The sequence below is a fragment of the Clostridium kluyveri DSM 555 genome (genome assembly GCF_000016505.1).
GTDB classification, from domain to species: Bacteria; Bacillota; Clostridia; order Clostridiales; family Clostridiaceae; genus Clostridium_B; species Clostridium_B kluyveri.
This window is the reverse complement of the sequence record NC_009706.1, coordinates 3,316,734-3,343,479: the sequence shown is the minus strand read 5'-3', so window position 1 is coordinate 3,343,479 and position 26,746 is coordinate 3,316,734. Positions and strand designations below refer to the sequence as shown.

Annotated in this window: 35 protein-coding genes; 34 read left to right on the top strand and 1 reads right to left on the bottom strand. The window is 33.7% G+C overall.

All coding sequences use genetic code 11. The features are described 5' to 3' along the window. Window positions 1-23 precede the first annotated feature (23 nt). The 28 genes from CKL_RS15970 to CKL_RS15840 all read left to right on the top strand — a co-directional run bounded on the left by CKL_RS15970 (window position 24) and on the right by CKL_RS15840 (window position 21,177). On the top strand, window positions 24-878 hold the full coding sequence (locus tag CKL_RS15970; RefSeq protein ID WP_012103618.1) for a DUF1804 family protein: 855 nt from the start codon (window positions 24-26) through the stop codon (window positions 876-878). Beyond that, entirely contained in the window at window positions 878-2,230 is a 1,353-nt protein-coding gene (locus tag CKL_RS15965; protein ID WP_012103617.1) for a PBSX family phage terminase large subunit, read from the top strand. The genes CKL_RS15970 and CKL_RS15965 overlap by 1 nt, the downstream gene beginning before the upstream one ends. Beyond that, entirely contained in the window at window positions 2,230-3,753 is a 1,524-nt protein-coding gene (locus CKL_RS15960; RefSeq protein ID WP_012103616.1) for a phage portal protein, read from the top strand. The genes CKL_RS15965 and CKL_RS15960 overlap by 1 nt, the downstream gene beginning before the upstream one ends. Before the next feature lie 2 nt (window positions 3,754-3,755). Further along, window positions 3,756-5,171: a hypothetical protein gene (locus tag CKL_RS15955; RefSeq protein WP_012103615.1), complete on the top strand. Its 1,416-nt coding sequence runs from the start codon at window positions 3,756-3,758 to the stop codon at window positions 5,169-5,171. After that, a complete protein-coding gene (locus CKL_RS15950) occupies window positions 5,161-5,463 on the top strand; it encodes a hypothetical protein (protein ID WP_012103614.1) in 303 nt (100 codons plus the stop codon). The genes CKL_RS15955 and CKL_RS15950 overlap by 11 nt, the downstream gene beginning before the upstream one ends. A 64-nt stretch (window positions 5,464-5,527) precedes the next feature. Further along, a complete protein-coding gene (locus tag CKL_RS15945; protein WP_012103613.1) occupies window positions 5,528-5,737 on the top strand; it encodes a hypothetical protein in 210 nt (69 codons plus the stop codon). 76 nt (window positions 5,738-5,813) lie between these two features. Next, the gene (locus CKL_RS15940; RefSeq protein ID WP_012103612.1) at window positions 5,814-6,230 is read left to right on the top strand and encodes a hypothetical protein; all 417 of its coding nucleotides are present in this window, start codon (window positions 5,814-5,816) and stop codon (window positions 6,228-6,230) included. 9 nt (window positions 6,231-6,239) lie between these two features. Beyond that, window positions 6,240-6,506, top strand: coding sequence for a hypothetical protein (locus CKL_RS15935; protein ID WP_012103611.1), 267 nt, complete (start codon window positions 6,240-6,242; stop codon window positions 6,504-6,506). A gap of 58 nt (window positions 6,507-6,564) precedes the next feature. Beyond that, window positions 6,565-6,744 carry a hypothetical protein gene (locus CKL_RS15930; RefSeq protein ID WP_012103610.1) on the top strand — a complete coding sequence of 60 codons (180 nt, stop codon included), beginning with the start codon at window positions 6,565-6,567 and terminating at the stop codon, window positions 6,742-6,744. A 49-nt stretch (window positions 6,745-6,793) separates the two neighbouring features. After that, the gene (locus tag CKL_RS15925; protein ID WP_012103609.1) at window positions 6,794-7,399 is read left to right on the top strand and encodes a phage scaffolding protein; all 606 of its coding nucleotides are present in this window, start codon (window positions 6,794-6,796) and stop codon (window positions 7,397-7,399) included. Window positions 7,400-7,421: 22 nt separating this feature from the next. Further along, on the top strand, window positions 7,422-7,814 hold the full coding sequence (locus CKL_RS15920; protein WP_012103608.1) for a hypothetical protein: 393 nt from the start codon (window positions 7,422-7,424) through the stop codon (window positions 7,812-7,814). 17 nt (window positions 7,815-7,831) lie between these two features. Further along, on the top strand, window positions 7,832-8,881 hold the full coding sequence (locus tag CKL_RS15915) for a major capsid protein (protein ID WP_012103607.1): 1,050 nt from the start codon (window positions 7,832-7,834) through the stop codon (window positions 8,879-8,881). A gap of 59 nt (window positions 8,882-8,940) precedes the next feature. Next, window positions 8,941-9,174, top strand: a complete 234-nt coding sequence (locus CKL_RS15910; protein ID WP_012103606.1) for a DUF7210 family protein — start codon at window positions 8,941-8,943, stop codon at window positions 9,172-9,174. A gap of 2 nt (window positions 9,175-9,176) precedes the next feature. Beyond that, the gene (locus tag CKL_RS15905) at window positions 9,177-9,497 is read left to right on the top strand and encodes a hypothetical protein (protein WP_012103605.1); all 321 of its coding nucleotides are present in this window, start codon (window positions 9,177-9,179) and stop codon (window positions 9,495-9,497) included. Continuing rightward, complete coding sequence (locus CKL_RS15900) at window positions 9,497-9,889, top strand: hypothetical protein (protein ID WP_012103604.1); 393 nt, start codon at window positions 9,497-9,499, stop codon at window positions 9,887-9,889. The genes CKL_RS15905 and CKL_RS15900 overlap by 1 nt, the downstream gene beginning before the upstream one ends. Window positions 9,890-9,902: 13 nt before the next feature. Further along, window positions 9,903-10,328, top strand: coding sequence for a hypothetical protein (locus CKL_RS15895; protein ID WP_012103603.1), 426 nt, complete (start codon window positions 9,903-9,905; stop codon window positions 10,326-10,328). Between the two features lie 20 nt (window positions 10,329-10,348). Continuing rightward, a complete protein-coding gene (locus tag CKL_RS15890) occupies window positions 10,349-10,591 on the top strand; it encodes a hypothetical protein (protein ID WP_012103602.1) in 243 nt (80 codons plus the stop codon). Continuing rightward, window positions 10,576-11,391 (top strand): hypothetical protein, encoded by an 816-nt coding sequence (locus tag CKL_RS15885; protein ID WP_012103601.1) that lies wholly within the window; start codon window positions 10,576-10,578, stop codon window positions 11,389-11,391. The genes CKL_RS15890 and CKL_RS15885 overlap by 16 nt, the downstream gene beginning before the upstream one ends. 26 nt (window positions 11,392-11,417) lie before the next feature. Next, entirely contained in the window at window positions 11,418-11,729 is a 312-nt protein-coding gene (locus tag CKL_RS15880) for a YqzN/YkzM domain-containing protein (RefSeq protein ID WP_012103600.1), read from the top strand. A gap of 1 nt (window position 11,730) precedes the next feature. Beyond that, a complete protein-coding gene (locus CKL_RS15875; RefSeq protein ID WP_012103599.1) occupies window positions 11,731-13,158 on the top strand; it encodes a phage tail sheath family protein in 1,428 nt (475 codons plus the stop codon). Between the two features lie 10 nt (window positions 13,159-13,168). After that, window positions 13,169-13,579, top strand: coding sequence for a phage tail tube protein (locus tag CKL_RS15870; RefSeq protein ID WP_012103598.1), 411 nt, complete (start codon window positions 13,169-13,171; stop codon window positions 13,577-13,579). Window positions 13,580-13,653: 74 nt separating this feature from the next. After that, complete coding sequence (locus CKL_RS15865; protein ID WP_012103597.1) at window positions 13,654-14,490, top strand: hypothetical protein; 837 nt, start codon at window positions 13,654-13,656, stop codon at window positions 14,488-14,490. 576 nt (window positions 14,491-15,066) lie between these two features. Then, window positions 15,067-15,873, top strand: a complete 807-nt coding sequence (locus tag CKL_RS15860) for an ORF6N domain-containing protein (RefSeq protein WP_012103595.1) — start codon at window positions 15,067-15,069, stop codon at window positions 15,871-15,873. Further along, a complete protein-coding gene (locus tag CKL_RS15855; protein ID WP_012103594.1) occupies window positions 15,873-16,052 on the top strand; it encodes a hypothetical protein in 180 nt (59 codons plus the stop codon). The genes CKL_RS15860 and CKL_RS15855 overlap by 1 nt, the downstream gene beginning before the upstream one ends. Window positions 16,053-16,210: 158 nt before the next feature. Then, window positions 16,211-16,648 carry a phage tail assembly chaperone gene (locus CKL_RS15850; RefSeq protein WP_012103593.1) on the top strand — a complete coding sequence of 146 codons (438 nt, stop codon included), beginning with the start codon at window positions 16,211-16,213 and terminating at the stop codon, window positions 16,646-16,648. Between the two features lie 2 nt (window positions 16,649-16,650). Further along, window positions 16,651-16,818, top strand: a complete 168-nt coding sequence (locus CKL_RS20990) for a hypothetical protein (RefSeq protein ID WP_155814040.1) — start codon at window positions 16,651-16,653, stop codon at window positions 16,816-16,818. Between the two features lie 6 nt (window positions 16,819-16,824). After that, on the top strand, window positions 16,825-20,652 hold the full coding sequence (locus CKL_RS15845) for a phage tail tape measure protein (protein WP_012103592.1): 3,828 nt from the start codon (window positions 16,825-16,827) through the stop codon (window positions 20,650-20,652). Between the two features lie 30 nt (window positions 20,653-20,682). Then, window positions 20,683-21,177, top strand: a complete 495-nt coding sequence (locus tag CKL_RS15840) for a hypothetical protein (protein WP_242652498.1) — start codon at window positions 20,683-20,685, stop codon at window positions 21,175-21,177. Here CKL_RS15840 and CKL_RS15835 read toward each other — a convergent pair. Then, complete coding sequence (locus tag CKL_RS15835; protein WP_041700796.1) at window positions 21,147-21,371, bottom strand: hypothetical protein; 225 nt, start codon at window positions 21,369-21,371, stop codon at window positions 21,147-21,149. The genes CKL_RS15840 and CKL_RS15835 overlap by 31 nt on opposite strands. A gap of 81 nt (window positions 21,372-21,452) precedes the next feature. On the opposite strand from CKL_RS15835, the gene CKL_RS15830 reads away from it, so the two are divergent. From CKL_RS15830 to CKL_RS15805, 6 genes are read left to right on the top strand one after another with little or no spacing between them, the layout of a single operon-like run. Then, complete coding sequence (locus tag CKL_RS15830; protein ID WP_012103590.1) at window positions 21,453-22,208, top strand: SH3 domain-containing protein; 756 nt, start codon at window positions 21,453-21,455, stop codon at window positions 22,206-22,208. A gap of 10 nt (window positions 22,209-22,218) precedes the next feature. Then, a complete protein-coding gene (locus CKL_RS15825) occupies window positions 22,219-23,205 on the top strand; it encodes an XkdQ/YqbQ family protein (RefSeq protein WP_012103589.1) in 987 nt (328 codons plus the stop codon). Next, on the top strand, window positions 23,180-23,509 hold the full coding sequence (locus tag CKL_RS15820) for a hypothetical protein (RefSeq protein WP_012103588.1): 330 nt from the start codon (window positions 23,180-23,182) through the stop codon (window positions 23,507-23,509). The genes CKL_RS15825 and CKL_RS15820 overlap by 26 nt, the downstream gene beginning before the upstream one ends. Then, a complete protein-coding gene (locus tag CKL_RS15815; RefSeq protein WP_012103587.1) occupies window positions 23,510-23,968 on the top strand; it encodes a DUF2634 domain-containing protein in 459 nt (152 codons plus the stop codon). Window positions 23,969-23,972: 4 nt separating this feature from the next. Beyond that, window positions 23,973-25,100 (top strand): baseplate J/gp47 family protein, encoded by a 1,128-nt coding sequence (locus CKL_RS15810; protein WP_012103586.1) that lies wholly within the window; start codon window positions 23,973-23,975, stop codon window positions 25,098-25,100. Window positions 25,101-25,103: 3 nt separating this feature from the next. After that, on the top strand, window positions 25,104-26,744 hold the full coding sequence (locus CKL_RS15805; protein ID WP_012103585.1) for a hypothetical protein: 1,641 nt from the start codon (window positions 25,104-25,106) through the stop codon (window positions 26,742-26,744). Window positions 26,745-26,746: the final 2 nt, after the last annotated feature.

Below are 26,746 nucleotides of genomic sequence, written 5' to 3'. Positions count from 1 at the left end.
AGGCAGGTGGTGACAATGTAGAGATGGCAGATAAGGAAGTCGTAAGAAAAGAGTATGAAACTGGAAAGCATACTTTTAAGCAGCTGGCAGATAAATTTAATATAAGCCAGGGAACCATAAAAAGTTGGGCTAAAAGAGATAAAGATAATGGGCAACCATGGAAAAAGGTTGCAACCAAAACAAAAAACCAAAATAAAAAGGTTGCAACCAAAAAAGAAGTTGCAGAGAAGAAAGTTGAGCCTATGTTTGAGGAAGTTGAGGAGGTATTAAATAATCCTGAACTTACTGATAAACAAAGGCTTTTTTGTATTTATTATTCCAAGCGATTTAATGCCACTAAAGCCTATCAGAAAGCATATGGATGTGATTATATAACAGCTAATACCAATGGACCTCGATTGCTTGTAAATGCTTGTATAAAAGAAGAAATACAAAAGTTAAAACAAGGCAAACTTAACAGAGCAATGCTAAGTCCAGATGATATATTCCAGAAGTATATGGATATAGCTTTTAGTAATATGACCGACTATGTTTCATTTGGACAAAAAACTATGACTATAAGAGATAAAAAAACAGGAGAGCCTCTATTGGATAATGAAGGCAATAAAATAGAATATCAATACAGTTATGTTGATTTCAAAGAATCCAGTGAGGTAGATGGCTCCTTAATAAGTGAAGTTAAGCAGGGCAAGGATGGCGTAAGTATAAAACTCCATGATGCCATGAAAGCCCTTGACTGGCTGTCAAAGCATATGGATATGGCTACTGAAGAACAGAGGTTGAGGATGGAAAAACTTAGAGCTGAGATTGAGAAGGTTAAAAGTCCTGACGATAACAAACCTATAGAAATAATGATAAAAAGAAAAAGTGATGAATAATGCTTATAGAAAAAGAGGTAAATCCCAGTTTTGAAGATTTTATTTTTGATTGGGACCATAAATTCTACTTTTTAGTTGGAGGGTATGGAAGTTCCAAGAGTTATCATGTGGCCTTAAAGCTAATCCTTAAATTATTACAGGAAAAAAGAACTGCCTTAGTAGTTAGAGAAGTATTTGATACTATAAGGGATAGCTGCTATTCACTTTTAGAGGAAATAGTAATAGACATGGGACTTGACACTAGAATTAAATTTACAGCTTCACCAATGCAGGTTAGGTTTCCTAATGGCTCCAAAATAATATTTAAAGGTATGGATAAACCTTCAAAGCTAAAGTCTATAAACAATGTTTCTATAGTATGGATTGAGGAATGTTCAGAGGTGAAATATGAAGGATTCAAAGAACTTTTAGGACGTTTAAGACATCCAAGCTTATCATTGCATATGATACTTTCAACTAATCCTGTAAGTAAGGATAACTGGACATACAAGCACTTCTTTAAAAATGAAAAGAAAAAAACATTCATACTTGATGATGAGGAGCTTTACAAAAAAAGAATAGTTGTAAGAAATAACACTTATTATCATCACTCACTGGCAGATGATAATTTATTTTTGCCCAAAAGTTATATAGAGCAGTTAGAAGAATTAAAAACTTATGATATTGATTTATATAGGATAGCCAGAAAAGGCAGATTCGGTATAAATGGTAGGAGGGTACTCCCTCAGTTTGAAGCTAGGCCACACTATGAGGTGCTTCAAGCTATAGGGAATATAAAGAATCCGATTAAAAGAGTTGGGTTCGACTTTGGTTTTGAAGATTCTTATAATGCTCTATTAAGGCTAGCTGTAGATGATAAAGAAAAGATACTTTATATCTATTGGGAATATTACAAAAATCAAATGACAGACGATAGAACTGCCATTGAAATAGCTGAATTTAAAAGTACTCAAGAACTTATTCGTGCTGATGGTGCAGAACCTAAAACAATCAAGTATTTCAATCAACAAGGGTTCAACATTAGAAGAGCTAAAAAGTTTCCAGGGTCAAGGCTGCAGAATACCAAGAAGGTTAAAAGATTCAAGAAAATTATATGTTCAGAGGATTGTATTAATACCGTAGATGAATTAAAGGATTTGACTTATGCAGTAGATAAAAATGGTGAAATTATAGAAGATGAATTTAACATAGATCCTCATACTTTTAGTGCTATTTGGTATGGCCTTGATGGATATGAGGTTGCTGATATTAAAGAACAAAAATATGCAAATAGTGTTTATGAAAAAGGAAAAGGTGTTATTAAAAATACATCCACAGACCCTTACAATAGGAAAGGAGGTTCGGTATTTTAGTGGAAAGCAGCGAAGAAAGACAAGCAAGGACAATAAGAGATACTTTGCTAAATCTGCCCGACAATGAAATAGAAGAGAGAAGGAAAGTAAGAAGAGATTATATCTTTTATAAAGGAAAATCTATAGATTTTGAGAGAGCTAAGAATGATCCTATATTATATGGTCAGAACTGGCCGACAGATGATAATTGCGATTATAAACCTACTCAAGATATAAGAAATAAGGTTAAGCCTCTTCTTAAAAAACAGGCAAGGTGGATGTTTGGGAAGGAGCCTACCCTAATATTTAAACCAGATGACTTTAAAGACAAGGATAAGTGTGAGGATTTAAGAAAATTTGTAGAGGATATTTTTGAAAGTAATAATTTTTGGAATAATACAAGAAAGGCTTTTTTAGAATCTACCGTAAAAAAGAGGGTACTGCTTAGAGCAGAAGCCAACCCTGGACAACCTTTAGTACTTAAGTATGAAACTATAGAAAATTTTTATTATAAAGAAAAGAATGGAGTTTTATTAAAGGTTGTGTTCTTTGAAGAGGATGAACTTAATGTATACAGGGAAGCTGATGCAGATAAGATTTACTACCTTCATACTTATTACTATAAAGTCAATGAAAATTCAAAAGAAAGGCAGGCGTGGTATAAGAAAGAAACCTATAAAAATACAGACCTGCAGGAAGGACTTACAATAGATATTGACACTGGATTTACTGCTATACCCTGTTGGCTTATTAAAAATGGTGGAGAACTCAATGATTCCTTTGGTGAAAGTGATGTTACTGAACTAGAAGATGCCCAGAACCAATATAATAGGAGAATATCTGATTTTGCAGATGCATTGAGGTTTCAACTATTTGGTTCGGAGGTTGTGATTGATGGTGATGAAGATGATGTAAATAAATTTACTATAGCTCCTAATGCACTCCATGCAGTAAAAACCAGAGATGAACTCTTAGAAAGTGGAAAACAAGCTGCAGTTCAAAGAATGGAATACAATATAGGAAATTCTGATGCAATAGAAGCTTACCTGGACAGGACAGAAAGGGATATGAATTTTGCACTGGATATGCCTAAATTATCGGATTTAAACAATATTCCCTCTGCTAAGGCTATGATTTATCTTTACAATGATTTGATAGCTAGGTGTGAGGAAAAATGGAATGACTGGGAAAGGCCCTTATTAGCATTAATCAATTTTATTATTGAAGTAGCTCCAGTATGTTATAAGGGCATATTTAACTTTGAATGGTTGAGTATAAAGTATACAACCATCTTCAAGCATAATTACCCTCTCCCTTCTGATGATGATGAAAAGAAAAAGACTGCCATTTCAGAGGTTGAAGCTGACGTAAGGTCGAGGAAATCATATATTAAGGAATTCAGTGACGAGGAAGATGATGAAAAAGCTTTTAGTGAGATACTTGAGGAGAAAACACAGTTGAGTAATGCAGAGGATTCATTTACTGAAGGATTGAATAATGAATTGAATAATAATGTTGATAATAATTTAAACACTGGTGAATAGTTATGAATGAATATGAAAAAAGAGTTCTCCATGCAAGAAAAGAATTTATTGCCCTGAATTTTCAGCAGGAAAAAGAACTTTTTAATATTTATAAAAATGCAGGGGATAAACTTATAGATGAAATCTTAAGCATGCCAGATTCCAGGACTAGAAATCATAAAACAGAACAATATAAAATAATTAATGAGTACAGGGCAGAGCTTTATTATAAGCTCAGTAAAACAATTGAAAATAATATCCGAAAAAGTTCTGACATACAAAAAGGCGTACAGCTTAGCTTTGTAGATATGATTTCACCTGATGAAGCCACAAATAAAGCTTTAAAGAGGACTATAACCAAGGTGTCAAGTGATACTGTAAGGCAGCTTATAGCAGGAAATTATTATAAAGATGGTAAGACATTAAGTAGAAGATTATGGAATATAACTGGTGACAATGGCAGTAAGGTTGACATGATTATAAAGGCCAATATAGCCAAAGGTGCAAATGTTAAGGAGCTTGCTGCAGAGTTAGATAAATATGTTAATCCTAAAAATAGGATTACAGCTAAAAGTTTTAAAGCTGGAATAACAAATAAAATATCTTACCAGGCTCAAAGGTTGGCCAGAACCTCAATTACACATGCACAAACAGAGACATTAATACAAAATGCAATAAAGAATCCATTCTGCAAGGGGCTTAAGTGGAATTTGAGTGCCAGTCATTTTTTACGTATGCATGGAAAAACCGATATATGTGACTTTTATGATGGCAAAGTATTTAAACCTGAGAATCTACCACTACAGCACCCAAATTGTTTATGTTATATGACGGAAGTTATTGAGGAAATAGACAAATGTATTGAAACTATGAAAGACTGGAGTAAAGATAAAGTTAGTCCTGAAATTAAATCTAATATAGATGAATGGGTTGATAGTAAAAAGTATCCTGGTATTCAAACCAAGAGTAATTATAATACTGATACCGGAACAATTGATATAGAAGTTAGGGAAGGAAAGTCCACTGTTGATTCTGACGAACTGGAGAAAATACAAAATTATAAACCTCCACTGGCTAAGAGACACAGACTTCAATCAATAGGTAGAAATTCTAATCCAAAGGATAAGACCACAATAATACTTCCATATGTTGATTACAATAAAGATATTGAAGATATAAAGAAAGGACTGTATAATAAAGTAAATGATACCTTTGAAGTTAACGGAAGAGTATATGGCTATCATGGTGATAGATTTTATCCTATAAGTGGTGATGGTTTCATAACATTAGACAGGAATGAATATAAAATATTAATTAAGATGAAAACTGAAAGTAAAAACCCGAGACTTAGAGAATTTTTAATGAGAATGGGGACCACAGAAGAAATAATCCAAAAAATATCAAACATTTTGAAGGCAGGTGAAGGGAATGATGGATAGTAGAGAACTTTTTAGTAAAAGAAAATTAGCAGATGATGAATTGATAAGAGCAGCAGTAAAAATATTAAAAGTTGAGACTAAAGATGTGTTAATAGTTAATGAAGTCAATGACTGGTTAAAAAGAGATAAGCAATCCATTGTTTTCGAGTATACTGGACTTCTTAATGAAGAAGATACAGATGATTATATTGGCTATTATTACTATAACATATATTTTTATAAAGACGAATTTCTAAGTAGGTTAAAACAATTGGAAAAAGAATTTAATACAGAAGTAATTGTTACGATTTAAAAAGCACTTACTAAGTGAAAATAGTAGGTGCTTTTATTGTGCTTAAAATTAAGGGAGGATGAAAATGAAAAATTATATAATTTGGTTAAAAAGTGGTGAAACCATACGAGGAATTGCTAATGAGAGTACTTTGAGAACACTGGAATGTGATTTTTTATATACTAGGAATAAAATAAGGATATTCAATAGAGATAGAATCCATTCATTTAGAGATAATGAAGGAGCTGTGTTTTTAAATCTGAATAGAATTGAAGCTATATTCATTAGTAAGTGAGGTGAAAATAAACAAGTAGGATTTAAGTCTTAGAAATAAGGCTTTTTATTATGTTTAAAATAAGGAGGGATTGTTTTTGAATATACCTGGTAAAGTTAAAATTGGAGGATTTATATACGAGGTTTTAGAAATAGAAAATTTATGTCGTGACAGGAGAAATCAAGGAGAAAGTTGCAATAATGATTTAACAATTACATTGGAAAAATCTTTACCTCGGCCTGTAAAAGAATCTACTTTTATACATGAGATAATAGAACAATTAAATGATGTATACATGATTAATTTAGAACATAAGCAGATTTATGATTTAGAAGCAGGAATTTATGCCTTCATTAAAGATAACCCAAATGTATTCAATGAAAAGTCAATTCAGAATACTATAGGTATTGGTATAAAAATAGATGATGATATAGCAGTAGATGATTTAGTCGATAAAGCTACTAATAAATTTGTTACAGAGTTTAGAAAGACACTACAAGATATTAAAAAGTAGGTGAGATAAGTGTTTAAGATATATGTAATTATAGCGTTAATTTGTTACTTGAGCATGATATTAACAGTTGTAAGGTGTTTAATTATTGAAGATAAAATTGTAAAGAACAATACTAAAAATAATGAATCTAATAAAGAGTGGAAATATAATATCATTAGATTCATACTTATGGGAGCAGTACCTATACTTCATATATTCATAGGTGCTTTTTATTTGTATACTTCATTGATAATGGATGGAAGAGATCTTGTAGAATTATTTGAAAACCAAAATTGAGAAAACATGAGTCTTAATCAAGGCTTTTTTATTTTGCAAACAGTAAGGAGTGGAACTAATGGACAAAGATAAAATAAATACCGAGTTAGATCAACAAATAGAAAACCTGGCATATTTAAAATCGTTGGCAGATGAATATCTGGATAATGAGGACATAAAGCCAATTGAATATTTAAATATAGTTGCTGGACTATATAAATTAAAATTTGATTTACTAAAAATTAAGTGGAAAGTTTAAATGGGTAAAGTTACTCATTTAATAGAGAAAAACAAGGAGGATTAAAATAATGCCAAAATTAAGTGAAATATTAGGAGATTCATTTACACAAATACCAGAAGATCTCCAGAAAAAATACAAAGACATAGATTTGGTAGATAGTACTGACTATGTGCCAAAATCTAAGTTTGACCAAGTGGATAGTCAGGCTAAAGAATATAAGAAACAGGTAGGAGAGAGAGATAAGCAAATTTCAGACCTAAAGGAACAGTACAAAAATGTTGATGGGTTAGAAGCCAAGGTTACTGAATTGGAAGCTATTAATAAAACTCAGAAGGAAACCCTTGAGAAACAACTGGCAGATACAATTTTTAATAATGCTTTGGAGAAAAGCTTGGATACCTATAGCGTTAAAGATAAGAAGTTAGTTATGGCACTTATTGATAAAGACAAGCTTAAGGTTGATGGAGATAACATCATAGGCATTAAGGAACAGATAGAACCACTTCAGAAGTCCCATGAGTATTTATTTGAGAAACAAATTAATGGTACCAGTTCTTTTGACACTGGAGGTGGAGATTCGAAACCAGGTGATGTAACCAATTTTGCAACAGAGTTGGGCAAAAGAAAAGCAGAGATTTTAAAGGCAAAGGGATTACAAGATTTTGCTAAATAATAAAAAGGAGATGTGAAATATAATGAGGCAATCAAGTTATACATTAGGTGCAAAACAAAACAAGTTAAGATTAATTGCAGGGGATCATTTTATATCGCTTCCATTAAAAATAAGAAAAGGTGATGTGAAAACATTATTAGATTCCAATGAGGTACTATTAGCTGGAACTCTAATAACTGAAGATGGAAAGCCGGTAACTTCAACTACCACAACTACAGATGCATGGGGAGTGGTGTATCAGGATGTCAGCTTTAAAGGCTCTATGTCACCTACAGCAAACGCAGATGATGCTACAGAAGTAGTACCGATATTTGTGCATGGAGCTCTATATGAATCAGCAGTTAAATTTAATGCAGATGATGCCATTAAGGCTGTAGAAAAAGCTGCATTAAAACTAATTATCTTTGGAGAATAGAAGGAGGAATTTAGGACATGAACTTAAGTGATTATATAAACTCAAAAAACATTGCCCTTTATGTTAAAGAACTGCCTGCAGAAGCTACAGTTGATAAAGTATTGTTTCCGGCAAAGAAAGTTACTGGAACTAAACTTGAGATGGCCAAAGGTGCTAAGAAAAAAGCAGTTGCTTTAAGGATGAGTACTTTTGATGCTGCTACAAAAATGAGGGCATTAAGTGCAGACTTGACAGTAAAGTCAAGAGAAATACCTTTCTTTAAAGAGGGTATGGGAATTGACGAGACAACAAGAAGAGACTTACAAAATGCAATTGGTGCCAATAACGAAAACTTTGTAAATGCTTTGTTAGACCAGGTATTTGAAAACTATGCTAACTTAGTAGATGGAGCAAACATAAATGCCAAGAAAATGAGAGCCAGCGTGATTCAAAATGGGGTATTGAATTTTATCTCTAAAAATGGTGATATTGTAGTTGACTATGGAGTTCCTGAAAATCATAGAGAAGTATTAACTGCTGATGATAAATGGACAAATCCTGATGCTGATATAGTAGGAGATGTGAGAAGATTTCAAAAGGCCATAACGGATGATCATTATGCAAAACCAACAGTACTTTTGTTAACCGAAAAGACATTTGATAGTACATTTTTGGTTAATAATGTAATTACTAATCATATTAAGAATAGCAACTTAAATACTTCTTTGATTTTATCTCAGCAAGATTATATTAATTTTGCTAAAGAGAGACTGGGATTGACAGTGATTTTCTTGGAAGACACTACCTACATTCCAGAAGAAGGGGCGGAGGCAATCCCATACTATACAGACGGTAAAATTACCCTCATGAGTGGTACAACTCTTGGAAATACTGTCTACGGTACAACACCAGAGGAATTTGACAAGCAAAGTGGATCAAGCAAACTTGATACTTATATAGTTGATACAGGAATTGCAGTTACTACAATGGTTAAAGAAGACCCGGTAACTGTGGACACCAAGGTATCTGTAATGCCTATAGTTAGCTTTGACAGGGCAGATGAAGTATTCTTTGCAACAGTATATTAATTGGAGTAGTTCAAAAAGAGCTGCTCTTTAATTTTTATTTAAGAAAGGATGGTTTAAAAATGGCTAAGAAAGATGCAAATACAACAGAAAGAACATTTAAGGCAAAAGCAAGACAGTTCATTAAATATGGTGGGGAACATTTGAAGGAAGATCAGGAATTTGAAGTAAAGGAATCAGATGTAGAAGAATTAAGTAAATATGCAGATATAGAAATCCCAAAAGAAGCTGAAACTCCTCCGGCTACTCCACCTAATGGAGAAGGGGAAAAGGCAGGAAGTCAGGCAGGTGTATAGTTATGACATTTACACCTTTAGAGATATTGAAGGTAAATCTTAATGAGAGTCAGTATCCAGTATTTACAGATGAAGAACTGCAAAATTTACTTGAAGTAAATGACAATAATGTCCTTAAAGCCAGCTGGAGAGGTTGTTTAATGAAAGCAAATATGGAGAGTAAAATAGTGGTGGGACCTGTAACAATAGAAAATGCGGATCCCGACTATTGGAATAACCTAGCTTCCATATATCAGGCTGATTATTTATCAGAACAGGCTGCATTAAATCCAACCGTAGTAAGAGGCTATAAAACTTCCATGAGAAGAAGTGATGGTGCATAATGCCGAAAATAAATCCAAATAAGATTATAAATGCAATCAATAAGGCCATATCAGTGAACCCAACTATTATAACTTATACTAAGACTATTAACGAAGAGGTTGATGGTGCATTTGTAGACAATGAACCAGTTAAGAAAACTATAACGGTATTAATTTATATTGGGACAAATAGTAATTCGGTAAACATCAATATAAATTCAGGAACTCAGGGAACTTCTTATATAAGCAGATACAAAATGATTGCTGACAAGGATGCAGAATTGGATGTTACGCCTAAACAATCTATTGAATTTACAAGTAATGGCGATAAATTCAATGTAAAGGCTGCATATCCTATAATAATCAGTGATATAATCTGTGGCTATGAGTGTGATTTGGAACGTATAGATTAAAAGGTGTGGTTATATGGGATTTAAAGTTAATGATTTCATAGAAAATAAACTAAATGGAATGTATGGGCTGCTTGACAATAAAATAAAACCCATGCTGGTTAATGAGGTCAAGTCCAACGCCTACTGGAAAGACAGAAGTGGAGATGCAAGAAGGGGTATAAAAGGCAGTGTAGAAGGTTCAGGACGAAAATATACTTTGTCTTTGATTCCAAGTGAAGAATATGGAGAATGGCTGGAAGAAGGTACTGGAATATACGGACCCGCAGGAAAGCCTATAGTACCTGTAAATAAGAAAATATTAAGTTGGGTTGATGAAGATGGAAACAGACATTTTGCCAAGTTGGTAAAAGGAATAAAACCTATGCCTATTATAAAAGATACACTTAAAAATAATAAGGACAATATAGCAAATAAAATAATTGAATATTGGAGTGAATAAATTATGGGAGGATTGATAATATGAGTGAAAATCAGATTAAAAATGAAGAAGAATTAAAATTAGCTGATATAGAAATAGAATATGACATTGATAAATTATTAGGGAAAATAATTATAGATGGAATTGATCATTCAAAAAAAGTAAAAAGCGTTGATTTTTCAATGGACGCACGAAATATACCTGTGGTGAAAGTTGAATTCTACGCAGAACATTTAAAAATAAAAGCTAATGCAAAGGTAGAAAAACAATGCGTGACGGAATAAGAAAAAAACTTACTGACAGTATTCCAGAGCTTAAAAAATGTTGTGAACCTAATATTCCCACAAGAGATACCCCGAAACCTTATGCAGTAGTTCTCCAGGGTAATGATACCGACAGTGGAGAGGTAGTTGGATTTAAAAGAACTATAGAAATATGGATATATGAGAAAAGAACTACCTTTAAAAATCTGGATTCACTGGGGGACAAAGTAATCAAGGCTCTTAATATGCAGGTAATAGAAGATACAAAAGCAAATGAAACTTTTACCTGTATTTTTAATGGTACCATAGGACAGGATGTTGCAGATGTGGAATGGCAGGCCATAGCAAGAGGACTTCGGTTTAATGTCATAGCTCTACATGAGGAGGATGAAGTCAATACCGATACATGGCTTGATGCATTATATGACTATACAAAAACTATTACAGACTATACAGTATATCTTAATAATTGGAAAAAGAATTTTCAAGTGCCTTCTATTTTATGGAGGGTAAAGAATCAAAAGAAGGAAAGAGAAAATTACGCTCTTGTAAAAGAGACTAAAACTCTTGTATGCCACATTGTCAGTAATAATAAAAATCAAGTTAATAAATTATTAGATGATATAGAACATAATCTTATTGATGATTTTAAAATACCTTTGGATTTGTTAGATAGGCGATACCTTACTGTAGAAAGTATTAGTGAAGATAGGGAAGCAGATATGTTAGGTGTAGGCCAGCTAACTGTTACTTTTTTTAGGAGGAAGATGATAGAGAAAAATACACCAACTATAAATAAAATTTATGGAAGGAGAAAATAAAGTAGGTTAATTAAGGAGGGATAGATTTGGAAGATAATACAATACAAAAAGAATACATTCCGACTGATGAAAAGATGGAACCAGAGAATTTATCTACTAGGGAAGGTTTGGAGGAAACTACAGTTATAGAAGTAGAAGAAGTTAAGGCTAATCAAGAGGAAAAATTGGCGTTAAAAGAAGAAGCATATGACATACAAGATTTTATAAATAATTGTAAGGCACTTGGTTACAGGAAAGAAGTAATCTCAGGTGCTTTATTTAATTGTGAAAAAACAAAGATGACTAAAACAGAGCTTAAAGAAAGAATTAAAAAATTCTTAGGAAAGAAGGTAGAATAGTATGGCATCTGGATATTGGAGCGAGACAGATAAACCAATAAGACCGGGATTTTATAATAGGTTTAAAGCTATAGCTTTATCACGTATACAGCAAGGCAAAAGGGGTATTATTGCAATGCCTGTAAAAGCCAATTGGGGACCAGTTGGAACGGTAATATCAATAACATCTGAAAAAGAATTAATTACAAGTTTCGGGGATGATGTCAGCTATACTGCATACAGACTTGGAAGGTTGGTATTATTAGGGCAGCCTAAAGAACTTCTTTTGTATAGACTTGCGGATGGAAATGAAAAGGTATCTACAATAACATTAAAAGATACAGCTGAACCTTCTGGAGATGTATTAAAAATCAATACGAAATATCCTACTACAAGAAAATTCAACGTTACTGTGAGAGATAATATTGTAGATTCATCTAAGAAAGATATAATCCTCTATGATGAGGCGACTCAAATATATTCTTTTACAGCACTTTCTGGAACAATACAGGAAATGGTTGAATCAATAAATAGCAATGAAGAGAATCTGTGGATTAATGCTGAAAAAATTGCAGATGGCAACGGTACTTTGGCAAGTATATTAAATCAGCCATTAACAGGTGGCAATGATGGTGCAGCAGCAATAACAAATGATAAATATATTGACGCTATGGCAGCATTTGAAGGTGTAAAATTTAATGGATTTGTATTGGATGGAATAATAGATTCAGCCCTTCAAACAAGTGTTAAATCATGGGTTGAGAAAAACAGGAAGAATGGAAAGAAAATAAGAGCATATGCCGGTGGTGGGTTAGATGAGACAATAAATGAGGCTAATGCTAAATCACGAAGTTTCAATTATGAGGGATTCTGTTATATTGGTGCAGTTGGAGGAGTATTGGATGGAATAACATATACTCCGGCAGAAACAGCATGTTATATAGCAGCACTTGGAGAAGGTCAAAGTCTTAAAGAAAGCTTGTGTAATGCTAAAACCATATTTAATAATGTGACTAAAAACTTAACTGATGAGGAAATTAAAAGTTCATTACAGGCAGGTACTATGATTCTAAGATACGATAATGGCGAAGTTGTAGTAGAAGATGATGTAAATACCTTAAAGTCTTATGGAACAGACCAAAGTGAAACTTTAGGATATTTACGAGCTATTAAATTTATAGATGCAGTAGATGAAGATACTAGCTCTACAGGTAATCAGAAATATATAGGAAAGATAGGCAATGATAGAACAGGACAGGTTGCTGTATTGGCATCTTTGAAACAGTACTTTGAAACTTTGAATGATTCTGGTCTAATAGATAGTAATTTTACTGTGGAAATAGATGAAGAACTTCAAGCGAATGCTAAAAATGATGAGTTCTTCTGGATGTGGGATGCTAAATATATAAATGTGATGAAAAGAATTTATGGTACAGGATATATAAGATAGGAGGGATAATATGCCTTTAGATTCAAGCAGAACTATTCACAGTAGATATGGAAAAATACTTATGGATGGGGTTGAACAGACAAATGTAAGTGAGTGTACTGCAAAAGTCGCACTTGATAAAAAAGAAATAAATGTAGTTGGAGATGAGTGGACTAGGTATAAGAGAGGTACTAAAAAAGGTACTGGTAGCTTTACTGGATATCATGTAACGTCAGATATGATAAAGAGAGATTTTAAGCGATTTGAACTTATCGTAGGACTTGAAGATCCAGAATCGTATGGATATGAGAGCATAAGATTGTTGAACTGTATGGCTGATGAAGTTAACCTTATTGATTTAAAGGTTGGGGATTTAGTAATGGAAGAAAGTCCTTTTACATTTGAAGGTTATGAATTAACGGATGCTATTGAGGCAGATTAATGTATATAAATTCCCCTTATTAGCAAAATATGCTATAATTTTATTAATATTTTGTTAATAAGGGGAGATGGGAAGTGCAGAAAAAGAAGATTTTAAAAATAGGAATTGGAGTTGTTTTAATAATTGTCGTAGTGTTTGCAACAATGTTTTATAAAGCATATAAATATGTTAAAAGAGAAAATGAAGCACATCAAATAGCTAATATTGTAAAAAGAATGGATGATTTGCGACAACTATATGATATTAATAATGAAAATGTAATTGACGAAGAAATTAAGGAATGTGATAAAATACTTGAAGAATTACATGAAGAAAATTCTTCAGGGAATATATCTGATGAAAGCTTGAAATCTATAATGGATAATTCTATTAGTGCAGTTGAAAATCATAAGAAATCATTAAATGCTTTTAAAGATGGAGATATATATACATTTTCTGAATTTTCTAAGAAGTCAAATGAAAATGTAGCACAATTAAATAATGAATTAGAACGATTAGGTTTTAGTAAAGAAAAATCATCCACAAAGGACAATCGGTCAATTAGTAAATCGAACAAAATCGACTGTAATTATTCTGATAAAGAATTAGAATTGATGTATGCTACACCCGATAAATATATAGGAAAGCTACTAGAGTTTACTGGAACTATTGCAACTGACATGGGAATAGATCAATCTAATGATGAAGAATTACTTAAGCTATATAGAGAAAGTAATATTGAGGCGATTGCAATAAAAATTAACAATACGGATGTAATTGTAACAATGATATATCCTAAAGATAAAATTAATTACAAAACGTGGATAAAAGGGGCTAAAGTTACTGTTAAAGGGTATATTAAAGAAATAAAAGAAGATAGAGGAACAAGCATTACACTTTCAGATAACCCTACTATAGTTCTAGTTGATTAACTTTTCTGAAAAATAAAATAATAATAGCAATAGGGACAATAGCAGTAGTTACTTTGAAAATAAACATAGTAACTACACAGAAGAGGAAAAAATAAAGCTTAAAACTATATATAAAGTTCTTGCGTTAAAATTTCACCCTGATATGGACGAAGGTAATAATGAAATGATGCAGTTAATTAATAAATTAAAAGAGGATTGGGAAATTTAAAAGCTAATCCTCCTTAATAACTTAGAATAATTTTCTAATACCCCTCCTTGACATTTTGATAGTTTGATTGTATGCTATAAATGTTAGGAGGTGGTATCTACGAAAGGTGTTACTATAAGATTTTCAGATGAATTGCATACAGCCATGAAATTAAAAACAGTAAAAGAACAAATTACGATACAAGACTATATTATTAAATTAGTAAAGAATGACTTGCGATTTAATGAAAAAAACTCAAAGTAAAAAACGCCCGTTCTTCCGACCAAAGAATACACGAGCGTTTTACGCAGAGACTGCTCTCTGTGAAATATTATATCATAGGGAATAGTCTCTTTCAAGAAATCAAAATTTGAAAGGGTGTATATGATATGAGCAATGAATTAGTTCCAGTAACTTATAATAATGAAAGAATTTTAACGACTAAACAGCTTGCACAAGTTTATGAAACTTCTACAGATATAATAAATCAAAACTTTTCTAGGAATAGTAATAGATTTATAGAAGGTAAACATTATTTTAAGTTAGAAGGAGAGAAATTAAAAGCTTTCAAAAGCGAACCTTCAATTAGAAGGATTGTGAAATCCAATGTAAATAAGTTATATTTATGGACAGAACGTGGGGCTGATAGACATTGCAAAATACTTGATAATGACAAAGCATGGGAGCAATTTGACCATTTAGAAGAAACTTATTTTAGGGTTAAGGAAAGTAAAATACAAATTCAAAACTTTGATAACAAGTTAGAAAACCTACAGTTAGAACAACAAGGCTTAAAACTTGCAGTAGATTTATTAAAACCTAGCAAAGCATCTACAGTAAGAATGTTGAAGGATTTTAACAATTCACAAGGTTTAAGCACCGCATATCTTCCCGATTATGTGGATGATAAGGTTGGATTTTCTGCTACAGCATTATTGCAAAAATTTAATGTTCCTATGAATGTAAGGCAATTCAATACTCTTATGATAGAACATGGATTCTTAGAGAAAAGAACCAGACCGTCTACAGGTAAGAGGAAATTTAAAAGCTATAATCATATAATGGACAAAGGTTTAAAGTATGGCAAGAATGAAGTAAGTACAAAGGGCAGTGCTAGTCAAAGTCAGCCATTATATTACGAAGATACTTTTATAGAATTGGTAAACATATTGGCTCCCTTAAAGGAAGTGATATAATGACAGCAGTAGAAGTTAGGGAGCAGTTTGTGGGATTTACAGGAGATTATCTGGATAGAATAACATTAAAATCAAAAAACCTAGCAGAGAAAATAGACTTAGAACACATTACAGATTGTAACAAAGAGCTTTTTGTATCAGAAATGTATACTTTTATATCTGATTTGTTTGGAATATAAATAAAGCTTTAAAAGAAAATATAGAACCAATTTAGAATATTAGACAAGCACTTGCTGTAATGGCAGGTGCTTTTATTGTGCCTGAAAGGGGGTGAGTGCCAAATTATAGTGTTTTGAAATATCAGAGATAAAAATAAATTATTTAGGAGGAATTTAAAATGAAAAAAATGACAGATGAACAGATATTATCTATGAAAGAAGAGGATATTTTAGCTAAACTTATGGGGACTTATGAAGTTCCAACTGCTACAGTTTTTATAGAAAGAATGGGGATTCCTTTAACGCTAAAAGGATTAAGCGAAAAAGAAATAAGTAAAATTAGAAAGGAATGTACTTATAACAGAAAATCCAGAGGTGGTAAATCAGAGGATAAACTTGATGGAAATGAATTTGATGCAGGTTTAATTGTTGCTGCCACTACTAATTTTAATTGGAATGATTCTAAATTACTTGATTCAGCTAAGGCAAGTGATGGAAAACAGTTCATTAGAAAAAAGCTTCTGGCTGGAGAAATATCCGCATTGACAGATAAAATATTAGAATTAAGTGGATTTAATAATGAATTAGAAGAGATGGAAGATATAAAAAACTCATAGAGTTGGGAGGGAAAATTACTGCATTATATAATCTATTTGCAATGCATAATATACCTCCCGACTCTTTTTATGGAGTAGAAAGAAATGATATGGCAAGGAAATTGATTCTTGCCTTTTCTAATTATGAAGTGGAACAGCATAATAAAGCTATTGAAGAGGTCAGGAAGTGAATATTAATGGCCAATAAAGAGATTTATAGAATTGATATCGCAATAGGGGTTAGTGGAGATTCTGAAACCCAGGGGAAGCTTTCTGCTATGGAAAAAATGGCAGAACAAACAAAAAATAAGTTGAAGGCTCTGGATAAGATAAAAGCCAGCCCCAGTGCTAAATTGAAGGATGATGCATCAACAACTATTGATAAAATAAAATCTAGGACAGATAAATTAAATGCTACCACTGCTCAAGCCAAAGTAAAGGCAGAGGATGGGGCTAGCAAAGTTATAGATAAGATAGAAAACAAAGCAGAAAAATTAAATAGTAAAAGTGTTAAGCCTAAAATAGATGCAGATAATAAGGCAAGTAAAATAATTGAGGAAACTGAAACTAAGGCTGAAAAGTTAGATAATAAAAAGGCAACTGTCAAAATAAAAGCACAAGATGAAGCTACCAAAACCATTAATAATGTGGAAAGTAAAATAAATGGATGGATTAAAACCGGTGCCAAAAAGATAATATCTGTAGGAATAGCCGGAGTATTAGCCACAGGTGGAATTGGTCTTGGGACTAGCATAAAAACTTTTTCACAGTATGAGCAGGGTTTATCTAATGTAAAGGCAGTTACAGAGGCCACAGATAAACAGATGAAACAGTTAGGTGATACTGCCAAAAGTTTAGGGGCTTCAACTGCTTGGTCGGCCGTACAAGTAACTGAAGCAGAGGAGCTTTTGGGTCAGGCAGGCTTTAGTGTTCAAGAAACCATAACTGCATTACCAGGGTTGTTAAGTTTGGCAAGTGCCGGGAGCTTAGATTTAGCATCTGCAACAGATATAGCAAGTGGTACTTTAAGATCGTTTAGTTTAAATGCAAGTGATTCAGCACATGTGGCAGATGTACTGGCATTGAGTGCAAGTGCCACAAATAGTGATGTAACAGATCTTGGCGAGACAATGAAATATGTTGCACCGGTAAGTGCATCTTTGGGAATAAGTTTAGAAGATACTGCTGCAGCTGCTGGACTATTAAGTAATCAAAATATAAAAGGCAGTCAGGCGGGTACCATACTCAGACAGGCAATGGCAAGGCTTGCAAGTCCCACAGAGCAAGCAGCAGACGTAATGAAAGAGTATGGTATTAATGCATTTGATGCCCAGGGGAATATGAAACCTTTAAGTGGGGTTGTAGACAATTTAAATACCTCTCTTGGTAAATTAACAAGTCAGCAAAGGGCAGATGCTATAAGTACAATATTTGGTACGGAAAGCATGTCAGGTATACTTGCATTAATGAATCAAGGCGGAGAAAGTTTAAGTAGTTTAAGTCAGAAGCTTAAAGATGCCAAAGGTTCTGCTGATAAAATGGCAGAAACAAAGCTTGATAATTTAGCAGGACAATGGGAACAACTTACAGGGGCAGTGGAAACCGCACAGATTGAATTGGGTGAAAGACTGGCACCCTATGCTAAAGAGTTCGTAACCTGGCTTACAGGTAAGATGCCAGAGATAACTGATAGTGTAGTAAAATTTGTTGATTATATAAGCAAGAATACCACTACTATAAAAACTTTAGCTGCAACTGTAGTGGGATTAAGTGCAGCTTTTGCAGGATTTTCAGCAGTAGGAAAAATAGGAAATACTATTACAGGAATTAAAGGATTGGCAAGTGTGCTAAAAGGCGGCAAAGTAGCAGAGGAAACTGTTAAAGTAGCCGGGGGGCTTAGGAGTATAGGCGTTGTAGGCAGATTATTACCTTTAATATTGAATCCTGTGGGACTTGCTATAGCCGGAACTGCTGTGGTAGCTGGAACTGCAATAACAGCTAATGCTAATTTGATGAAGAAAAGTCTTTCTACTACCACAGAGGAATTAAGTACAACTGAAAAAATAATGAATAAATTAAATGGTTCTATTTATAAATCCAAAAAGGAAATGACCCAATTGGGACTTGTTTATGATGATTTTGGAAGTGGTGTATCCGATAGCTTTAAAGCTGCTGCACGAGATGCATCCAAGAGTTTATTGGAAATAGAAATGAATATACAAAGATTAGTTCGTGATGGTTCAATAGATGATGCAGATAACACACAGCTCAAAGGATGGGTAGATAAGTTTACCAATGAGGCCATTGAAGCTATAAGACAAAAGCAGTCTGAAATTCAGAGTGAGTTCCAGAAAACTTTTAGTCTTGATGGCGTAACAAGTGATGCAGAACAAAACGTTATGGATTATTTAAGTAGTTATTTTCAAGAAGGTGTTAATAAAGAACTTGCCATCAGAGATGAAATTTACAGTATTGGTGATAAGGCAATAAAGGATCATGGTGCAATATTAGATTCTGATATAAAACAAATAAAAGATAAATTAGCAGAATTAAAAGCACTTCAATTGGAATATGCTAATGCTGAAAGTGCTGGAGAACGAGCTTATGCTAGTAGTAAATTTACAAGCAAGGTCAAAGATAAGGCTGAAAGTACTGCTGGTACAGTAGCAGGAATTAAAGATGCAAGTCAACTGCTTCAGGATAGGGCAAAAGAATACCAGTCGCAGAGAGAAGAAGTAGAGGCTAATTACGATAAAACTATAGCGACAACCAAATATTTATTAAGTAGCCCAAAAATATCATCAGAAACTAAAACCAAATTAGAGTCTGGATTAAAGGAAACTACTACTGCAAGAGACAATACTTTACAAAAGATAGATGAAGGCTGGAAATCAGATATAGAAACTGTATACAAATATTATCCAAAAGCAAAAGGTCAAATCAACGAATATGATGGTGATATGTTGTCGGGCGGTGATATAACAGCACAGAATAGCCTTGACAAAATGAAAAACAAATATTCAGAGTTGAAGAATATCACTAAAAGTGGATTTTACGGTATCAGAAATTCAGCCACAGGTGAAATGAATGCTATGTATGTTTCGGTAGAGAAAAGTAGTGGAGATATTGTGGGGGCATGGAATGTTACTACACAAGAAATTGGTGCTTATACTACTGATATTAAATCGAAAGTTAAAGAATTAGGGAACGTTCATCAGAGTACGGTAGGAGGTGCTATAAAATATTTAACTGATATGCAGGCTTCGTATGATTTAGTAAGCAATAAGGTCGTTAGTTTTTCAGGTCAAGCAATAGGTCAACTACAAAATGTAAGCGTTGCAGCTGATGGAACTAGAACAGGAATATTAAATTTAAATGGAACCCCTGTTCAGATTACTTCAAATGCAGAAGGGCAGATTACAAGTATAACAGAAGTAGGAAATGCAGTTCAAAATATTCCACCTTCTAAAAATGTAACTGTAAGTACAAATGCCACTGAAGCAAAAGCCCCTGTTGACGGTTTGCTGGGTAGTTTAAGATCATTGGGAAGTAAAGTGTGGACAGCAACAGTAAGTATTTTTCAAAAGATTATTGGTTCTGGTGAGAATCCAGATCAAAAAGCTAATGGTACTAGTTATTTTTCGGGAGGTTTTTCAACTGTAGATGAAAGGGGATGGGAACTTTCACAAAATAAATCTGTACCGGTTCTAGGAAATTATAACGGTGATCCACTAGCCTATATGTCAAGAGGAACTAAAATACTCAATCATATGCAGTCGGTGCAGGATATGAAAAAAGAAGTTTCAAGGCAAGTTAATCAAAAAATGGCCAGCCAACCGAGTAAGGTACAATATCAACTTATTAAACCTCAACAGAAAGTTCAAGTTGCTGCAGTTGGAGGACTAAGTTTCGGTGATATTAATGTAAATGTAGGTAATGACCAGGACATTGACACCATAGTAATACAAGCCACAAAGAAATTTGCTACAGAATTTAGAAAGACGTTACAAAATTTGAAGAGGTGAGGATAGATGAGTAATGAAAAATTACAAGATGTGAATAAAGAAACGACTGCTTCTGAAGTACCAGCTCAGAAGCAGTTCCAATTTACTGAACATGAAATATTCTGTTTAGCAAGTCATTTACAAATGTATATAGATCGAGTGGAAAATAAACTTGAAGATTATAATCCATGTAATACATGCAAGTTTGTTAGAGATTGCTTTAAAAGTGATTTTATTTATTCAGATGTAATGTATAAATTAGTTCATATAACAGGTCTGGATTATCTTATTTGGGCACGAGTTATGAATACAAAACTGGAGCAACAGGAACAACTCAATAAAGGCGAGCTTGAATGTATTTATCGTCACTTAAAAATGTTTATTTTTACTTGCTGGGATAAGAAAAAGAATGTACCTGATGCATGTGTTGGATGCGGCCACTATTGCAGCGAAAACAAGCAAACCCTCAATCCATGGCCGGCATTTTATAAACTGTCTAATTTAATTGATACATCTTACTCAGGTGGACAAGGAGCATCTAAGTAAACAGGACAGCGTCCCCATCTATCTTTTGAAGGATATGGACAGTTTTTTACTTTATTGCAGAAATAAGAACCTTTTTTATATCCGGGCATTCCAGTGCCAGTCATATCAAATTTTATATAGTCAATGGATATACAATGGGGTTCATTTAAATAAGGACACTCAGAACTAAAATTATAGGTTAATGTTATTTGCATGTTCATCACCTCCTTTTAGGTGATAATTCTACAAAATAATATCAAAACCTTTGGAAAATAATGGGACAAGGGAGTGATTTTTTGGACTTTAGCAATATAGTTGATGTTATACAGGATGCATCTAAATCTGTACTAAATGCACTTGACAGGGTTGCCAACAGCAACTTTGATGTATACCTGACAAATACAAAGGATAGTGAAACTTTCCACTTTCCAGTGAATCCTCTAAGTCTTACGATAAACAGGGAGAAGAAATACAATACTGCGGATATTGTAGACATAGGAGAAATAGATATAAGTGACAAGGGTACTAAAATAAAGGAAATAAGTATGGAAACCTTAATTCCAGATGTCTATGAACCTTATTGCAGGTATACAGATATACCGGATTCCAAAGAAACCGTTGAAAAACTTGAAAAGTGGAAGGATCAAGAAGAACCTTTGAGGCTTATCATAACTGTAATAGGCTTTAACAGTCTTGTGAATCTAGCTGTCATGAATGAGGAGATAAGACCAGAAGGACTTAATAATAACAGGTATTTCACATTTACATTCAGGACACATAGGGATCTTAAAATAAGTCAGGTTGATTCCACTCTTCAAGATAATAGACAAACTACAGAAAGTAGTGGTGCAAAGTATTCACACAGAGAAGGAGAATGGATAATAGTTACCGCAGATGTTTTAAATGTACGTGATGGACCTGGTGAAAGCTATGGAATAAGGGGAACAGTAAAAAAAGATGAGTGCTATAAGATTGGAAGCATACAGGGTAATTGGGCAGATATATACTGGTCAAACCATGGCGGTTGGATTAATACTGATTATGTTAGGTAGGTGTTTATGATTGATAAGTATAATTGCAAAGGATAATTATAAAATTGGCAATTTAAATGAAGGCATTACTCTGCAGGAAAGCATAGATTCTATAGCATATGTGGCCACAGTCAAGCTCCTTGAAACTGAACAACTTCAAAGTATCCAGTTTGTTAAAGGTAATGGCATTGAAATATGGGACACTCCCTTTAATGGAACCAGTGATGTAAAGGTGTTTAAAGGTGTTGTATGGGAAAGGGAGCGAAACAGGAAAGAGCATTACCTCAATCTTGAGTGTAAGGAGAGAACAGTCTATCTTGAAAATTCAGAAGATGAATATTTACATCCAGAAGGACAGACTGCTACCCAGAGGATAACAAAGTATGCCAATGACTGGAATATACCTATAGGGAACTTTGCAGATACAGGTATAGGTCTTGCCAAAAACATATATAGAGGCGGCGACACCATATTAGATATGATATTCAAAGACCTGAAGGAGACAGCCCAAAAAGGCGGTAAACTCTACAAGGTCAGAATGCAGGAAGATAAATTGGACCTAGTGGAGATAGGTACAAATACTACCGTATGGAAATTAGAATCTATAGCAGAGGAAATAGAGGAATACAGTTCTCTTGAGGGTGCTGTAACCCAGGTAAAAGTTCTTGGGACTCAATCAGATGAAAGTTTAAGTCCTGTTATTGGTATCTATGAAAAAGAAACCAGGGGATATGGAACTTTGAGAAAGATAGTCCAGGATGATAAAGTGACAAATGCAGATGCAGCAAAGAAAAAAGCAGATTCTATATTTAGTACTGGTGAAGACTATATAAATATAAGCTGTGGTGTTGATATAAATACTATAAGGGCAGGGGATAAGGTAAGCCTTGATGGTGTTGAACTATATGTGGCAAGTGTTACACATACCCTTGGAAGCAGTGGAAAAATGGAACTGACTGTTGGAACAATGGATTATATAAGGAGGAAATTTTATGCGGGAGATACAGGAACTAGTTAGAGTGATGGAAGATAAAACTAATGGTTCTATAAATAGTGCTGTATCTGGAATTGGTGTTGAGTTTGGAAGCATAACAGAAACAGGGTTGCAATTAGATAATTTTAAGCATGAAATAACTGATTATAAGATGCTGGACTATTTGACCATGGATAAGGATTATTTCACTAATACTAATAGTGCAGGGGAAGATAGTCATTCACATAAAGTAGTAACACCAGATGGATTGAAACCTCTGAAAAGTGGTGACAGGGTATTGGTTGCCCAGGTAGGAAATGAATTTATAGTTATAGGGAGGGTGAGATAAATGCCTAATCTATTCCCTGATAGTTATTATACGGATGATACTGGAAGTAGTACAACTAACACTAATAATGGTATTGAGTATAAAGGCTCTTATAAATTTGACTTTAACAAGGGTGAGTTTGTGAAAAATCCTGATGGTACTGTAAAAAAGTGTGATGATCTGGAAGCTTATTCGCAGTGGTGCCAGATGGCACTTTTAACAGATAGGTATAAGTATATATATAGCAACTTATTTGGCCAGGAATTCTCTGATTTACAAGATAGACAGTACTCAAGGGATGCCATAGAGCTTGAAGTAAAAAGAATGACAGTGGAGGCTTTAATGGTGCATCCAAGAACTAAAGATGTTATAAACTTTACTTTTACGTGGCAGAATAACGGGGAATTGTATTATGAATACACAGTAGTTACAGTGGATGGTAATGAAGTTGGATTAAACAATTCTGTGAATGTGGGGTGATAATATGGCAGATGTTACAATGCCTGCAGTACCTGATTTTTTAAAGGAAGATACAGATACTATACATGCAAGAATGCTCTCTAAAGCTCCTTCTGATGTAAGTACAATGGAAGGAGATTTTTTCTGGAGCATTACAAGGCCGGTGGCAGAGGAAGAATACAAACACAGGCAGCTTATGATGGCTTTTATAAAGTTAGTGTATTTGGGAACTAGCTATGATGGATATTTAGACCTTGTAGGTGCTGCTATAGGAGTCATAAGAAAAGATGCTACCAAAACGAAGGATACAATAAAAATCAAGGGAGTATCTGGTACAGTCATTCAAAGTGGTAAAATAGCCAGTACAGTTTCAACAGAAGATAACCGGAGTATTGAGTTTGAATTTATTGAAACTAAAACCATAGATGATACCGGAATAGCAGAAGTTCAAGTTCAATGTACTCAAGCAGGAATTGTAGGAAATGTAAAGGCAAACACCATAACTATACTTACAACTCCTATAAATGGAGTACAAAGTATAGTTAATGACCATGATTTCACAAGTGGTACTGATGTTGAAAGTAATGATGATTATAAAAGGAGGATCTTGGAAAAATTGCAGAAACCGGAGACAAGTGGAAATAAAGCACAGTATAAGAATTGGGCAAAAGAAGTAACAGGGGTAGGAGATGCAAAAGTAACTCCACTTTGGAATGGAAATGGTACAGTAAAAGTTACAATTATAAATAGTAATAAAAAGGCAGCAGATAGTGAGTTAGTACAGAAAGTAAAAGACTATATAGATCCGGAACCAGAAGGAAAGGGAGAAGGCCAGGCTCCTATAGGTGCAGTTTGTACGGTGGTATCTGCAGTAGAAAAAGCAATGAATATAACAGCCACAGTAGTTCTTGCAAATGGATATACTTTGCAGCAGGTGCAGGATAATTTTAATGAAGCCATACAGAAATATCTTAGTGACCTGGCCTTTAATTCTACCTATATAAGTTATGCAAAAGTCGGAGGTATTCTATTAAGCACAGATGGAATAGTTGATTATGATAGTGACAGTTTAACTTTAAACAATGGAACTTCTAATATAGCTTTAGCAGATGAAGAGATACCAGTGGTAGGGACTATAAGTTTAGGGGTGTGATAAATGGCATATCCAGAAAGTATAGATAAATTTACAGAGAAATTAAATAAACTTGATAATAACACCTATGTAATTGAGGAAGAAATACAAGTTACAGATGGTGTATATGAAGGTGAACTCCAGCATGACAATGTAAGTTTGCCTTCTATTAATGTGTATACCGGAAGTAAATTAACAGGAACCAAGATAGAAAATGTTATAGTGTCAACTCCAAGCCTTACACCTTGGAAAAAGACAATTAAGATATTCTCAAGTGTATCACCTGTTTATATATCCTATCAGACACAGGGTGATACGGTTGAGGCAGAGGATATAAACAAGGTTCAGGACAGCATTGTAAATACTCAAAAGGAAGTTGACAGGTATAAATCTTCCAATGACAATAGGGTTACTGATGCCGAAAATAGGATTTCAACTGTTGAGAATAACAAAGCTGAAAAGACTTATGTTGATACCGAACTTAACAAGAGATACCTGAAATCTGAAACTTATACCAAGACTGAGACAGACCAGAGGATCCAAATGGTGGTGGATGCAGCCCCCGAAGCGCTGGATACCTTGAAGGAAATTGCAGATTCTCTGAATAACGATCCTGATTTTGCTGCCACAATTACAACTGCACTTTCTAAAAAAGTAGACAAGGTAGATGGAAAACAGCTTTCTGCAGAGGACTACACAAGCGAAGAAAAGGATAAGCTTGCAGGTATTGAGGACAATGCAAATAAATATGTTCATCCCACTACTCACCCGGGAAGCATGATAACAGAAGATGGTACCCATAGATGGAGTACAGATACTGAAAAAACTAACTGGAATGATGCAAACAGCAAAAAACATGTTCATAATAATTTGGAATTATTACAGACTATAACTCAAGCTTTAATAAATGCCTGGAATACTGTAAGTGATAAGTCAGATGTAGGGCATACCCATGATGATAGATATTATACTGAAACTGAAAGTAACAATAAATTTGCTACCAAAGATGAAATATCTAATGCAGGATACGGAGATATGTTAAAAAGTGTATATGATACTAATGGCAATGGCATTGTGGATAAGGCAGAGGACAGTAATACAGTTGGGGGTAAAAGTGTAAATGATTTTACAAAAAGAGTTATTTTAACGGGGCAATTGCAAAAAACCAGTTATAGACGATCTGTTATCGCTCTATGCGAACTTACTAATACAAATCCTAGATTAAATTCATACAGTACAGGTATTATCAGCTTTAAAAGAGGTAATGGTATTACAGAATTAACCTCTTTATATGTAGGAGCCGAGAAACTATATAATTCTTCTACTATGCATTATTTTGGTTTAGGACTAGGGAGAAGTCCTGATTTAATACGTCCCTGCACTTTTACCTATAACGGAAATGTATATGGCGGAATAGAATTTAAGTTTTCAAACGCTGAATCTAACCAGGTAGAATTTAATGGTTCTTCAACTTTTAACATATTTGGACTAGATTATTATGATACCCAAAATAATGTACCCCTTAATGAAGAAGTAGATAACTCATTGAATTTTGATACCACAATAAACAAACTGCCTAACTTATTATATAACAACGATAAAATTGCATTACAAAAAGATGTAGTTCCTAAAGGTTGTACATGGAACGACCTCAAGGGGGTGTAGTG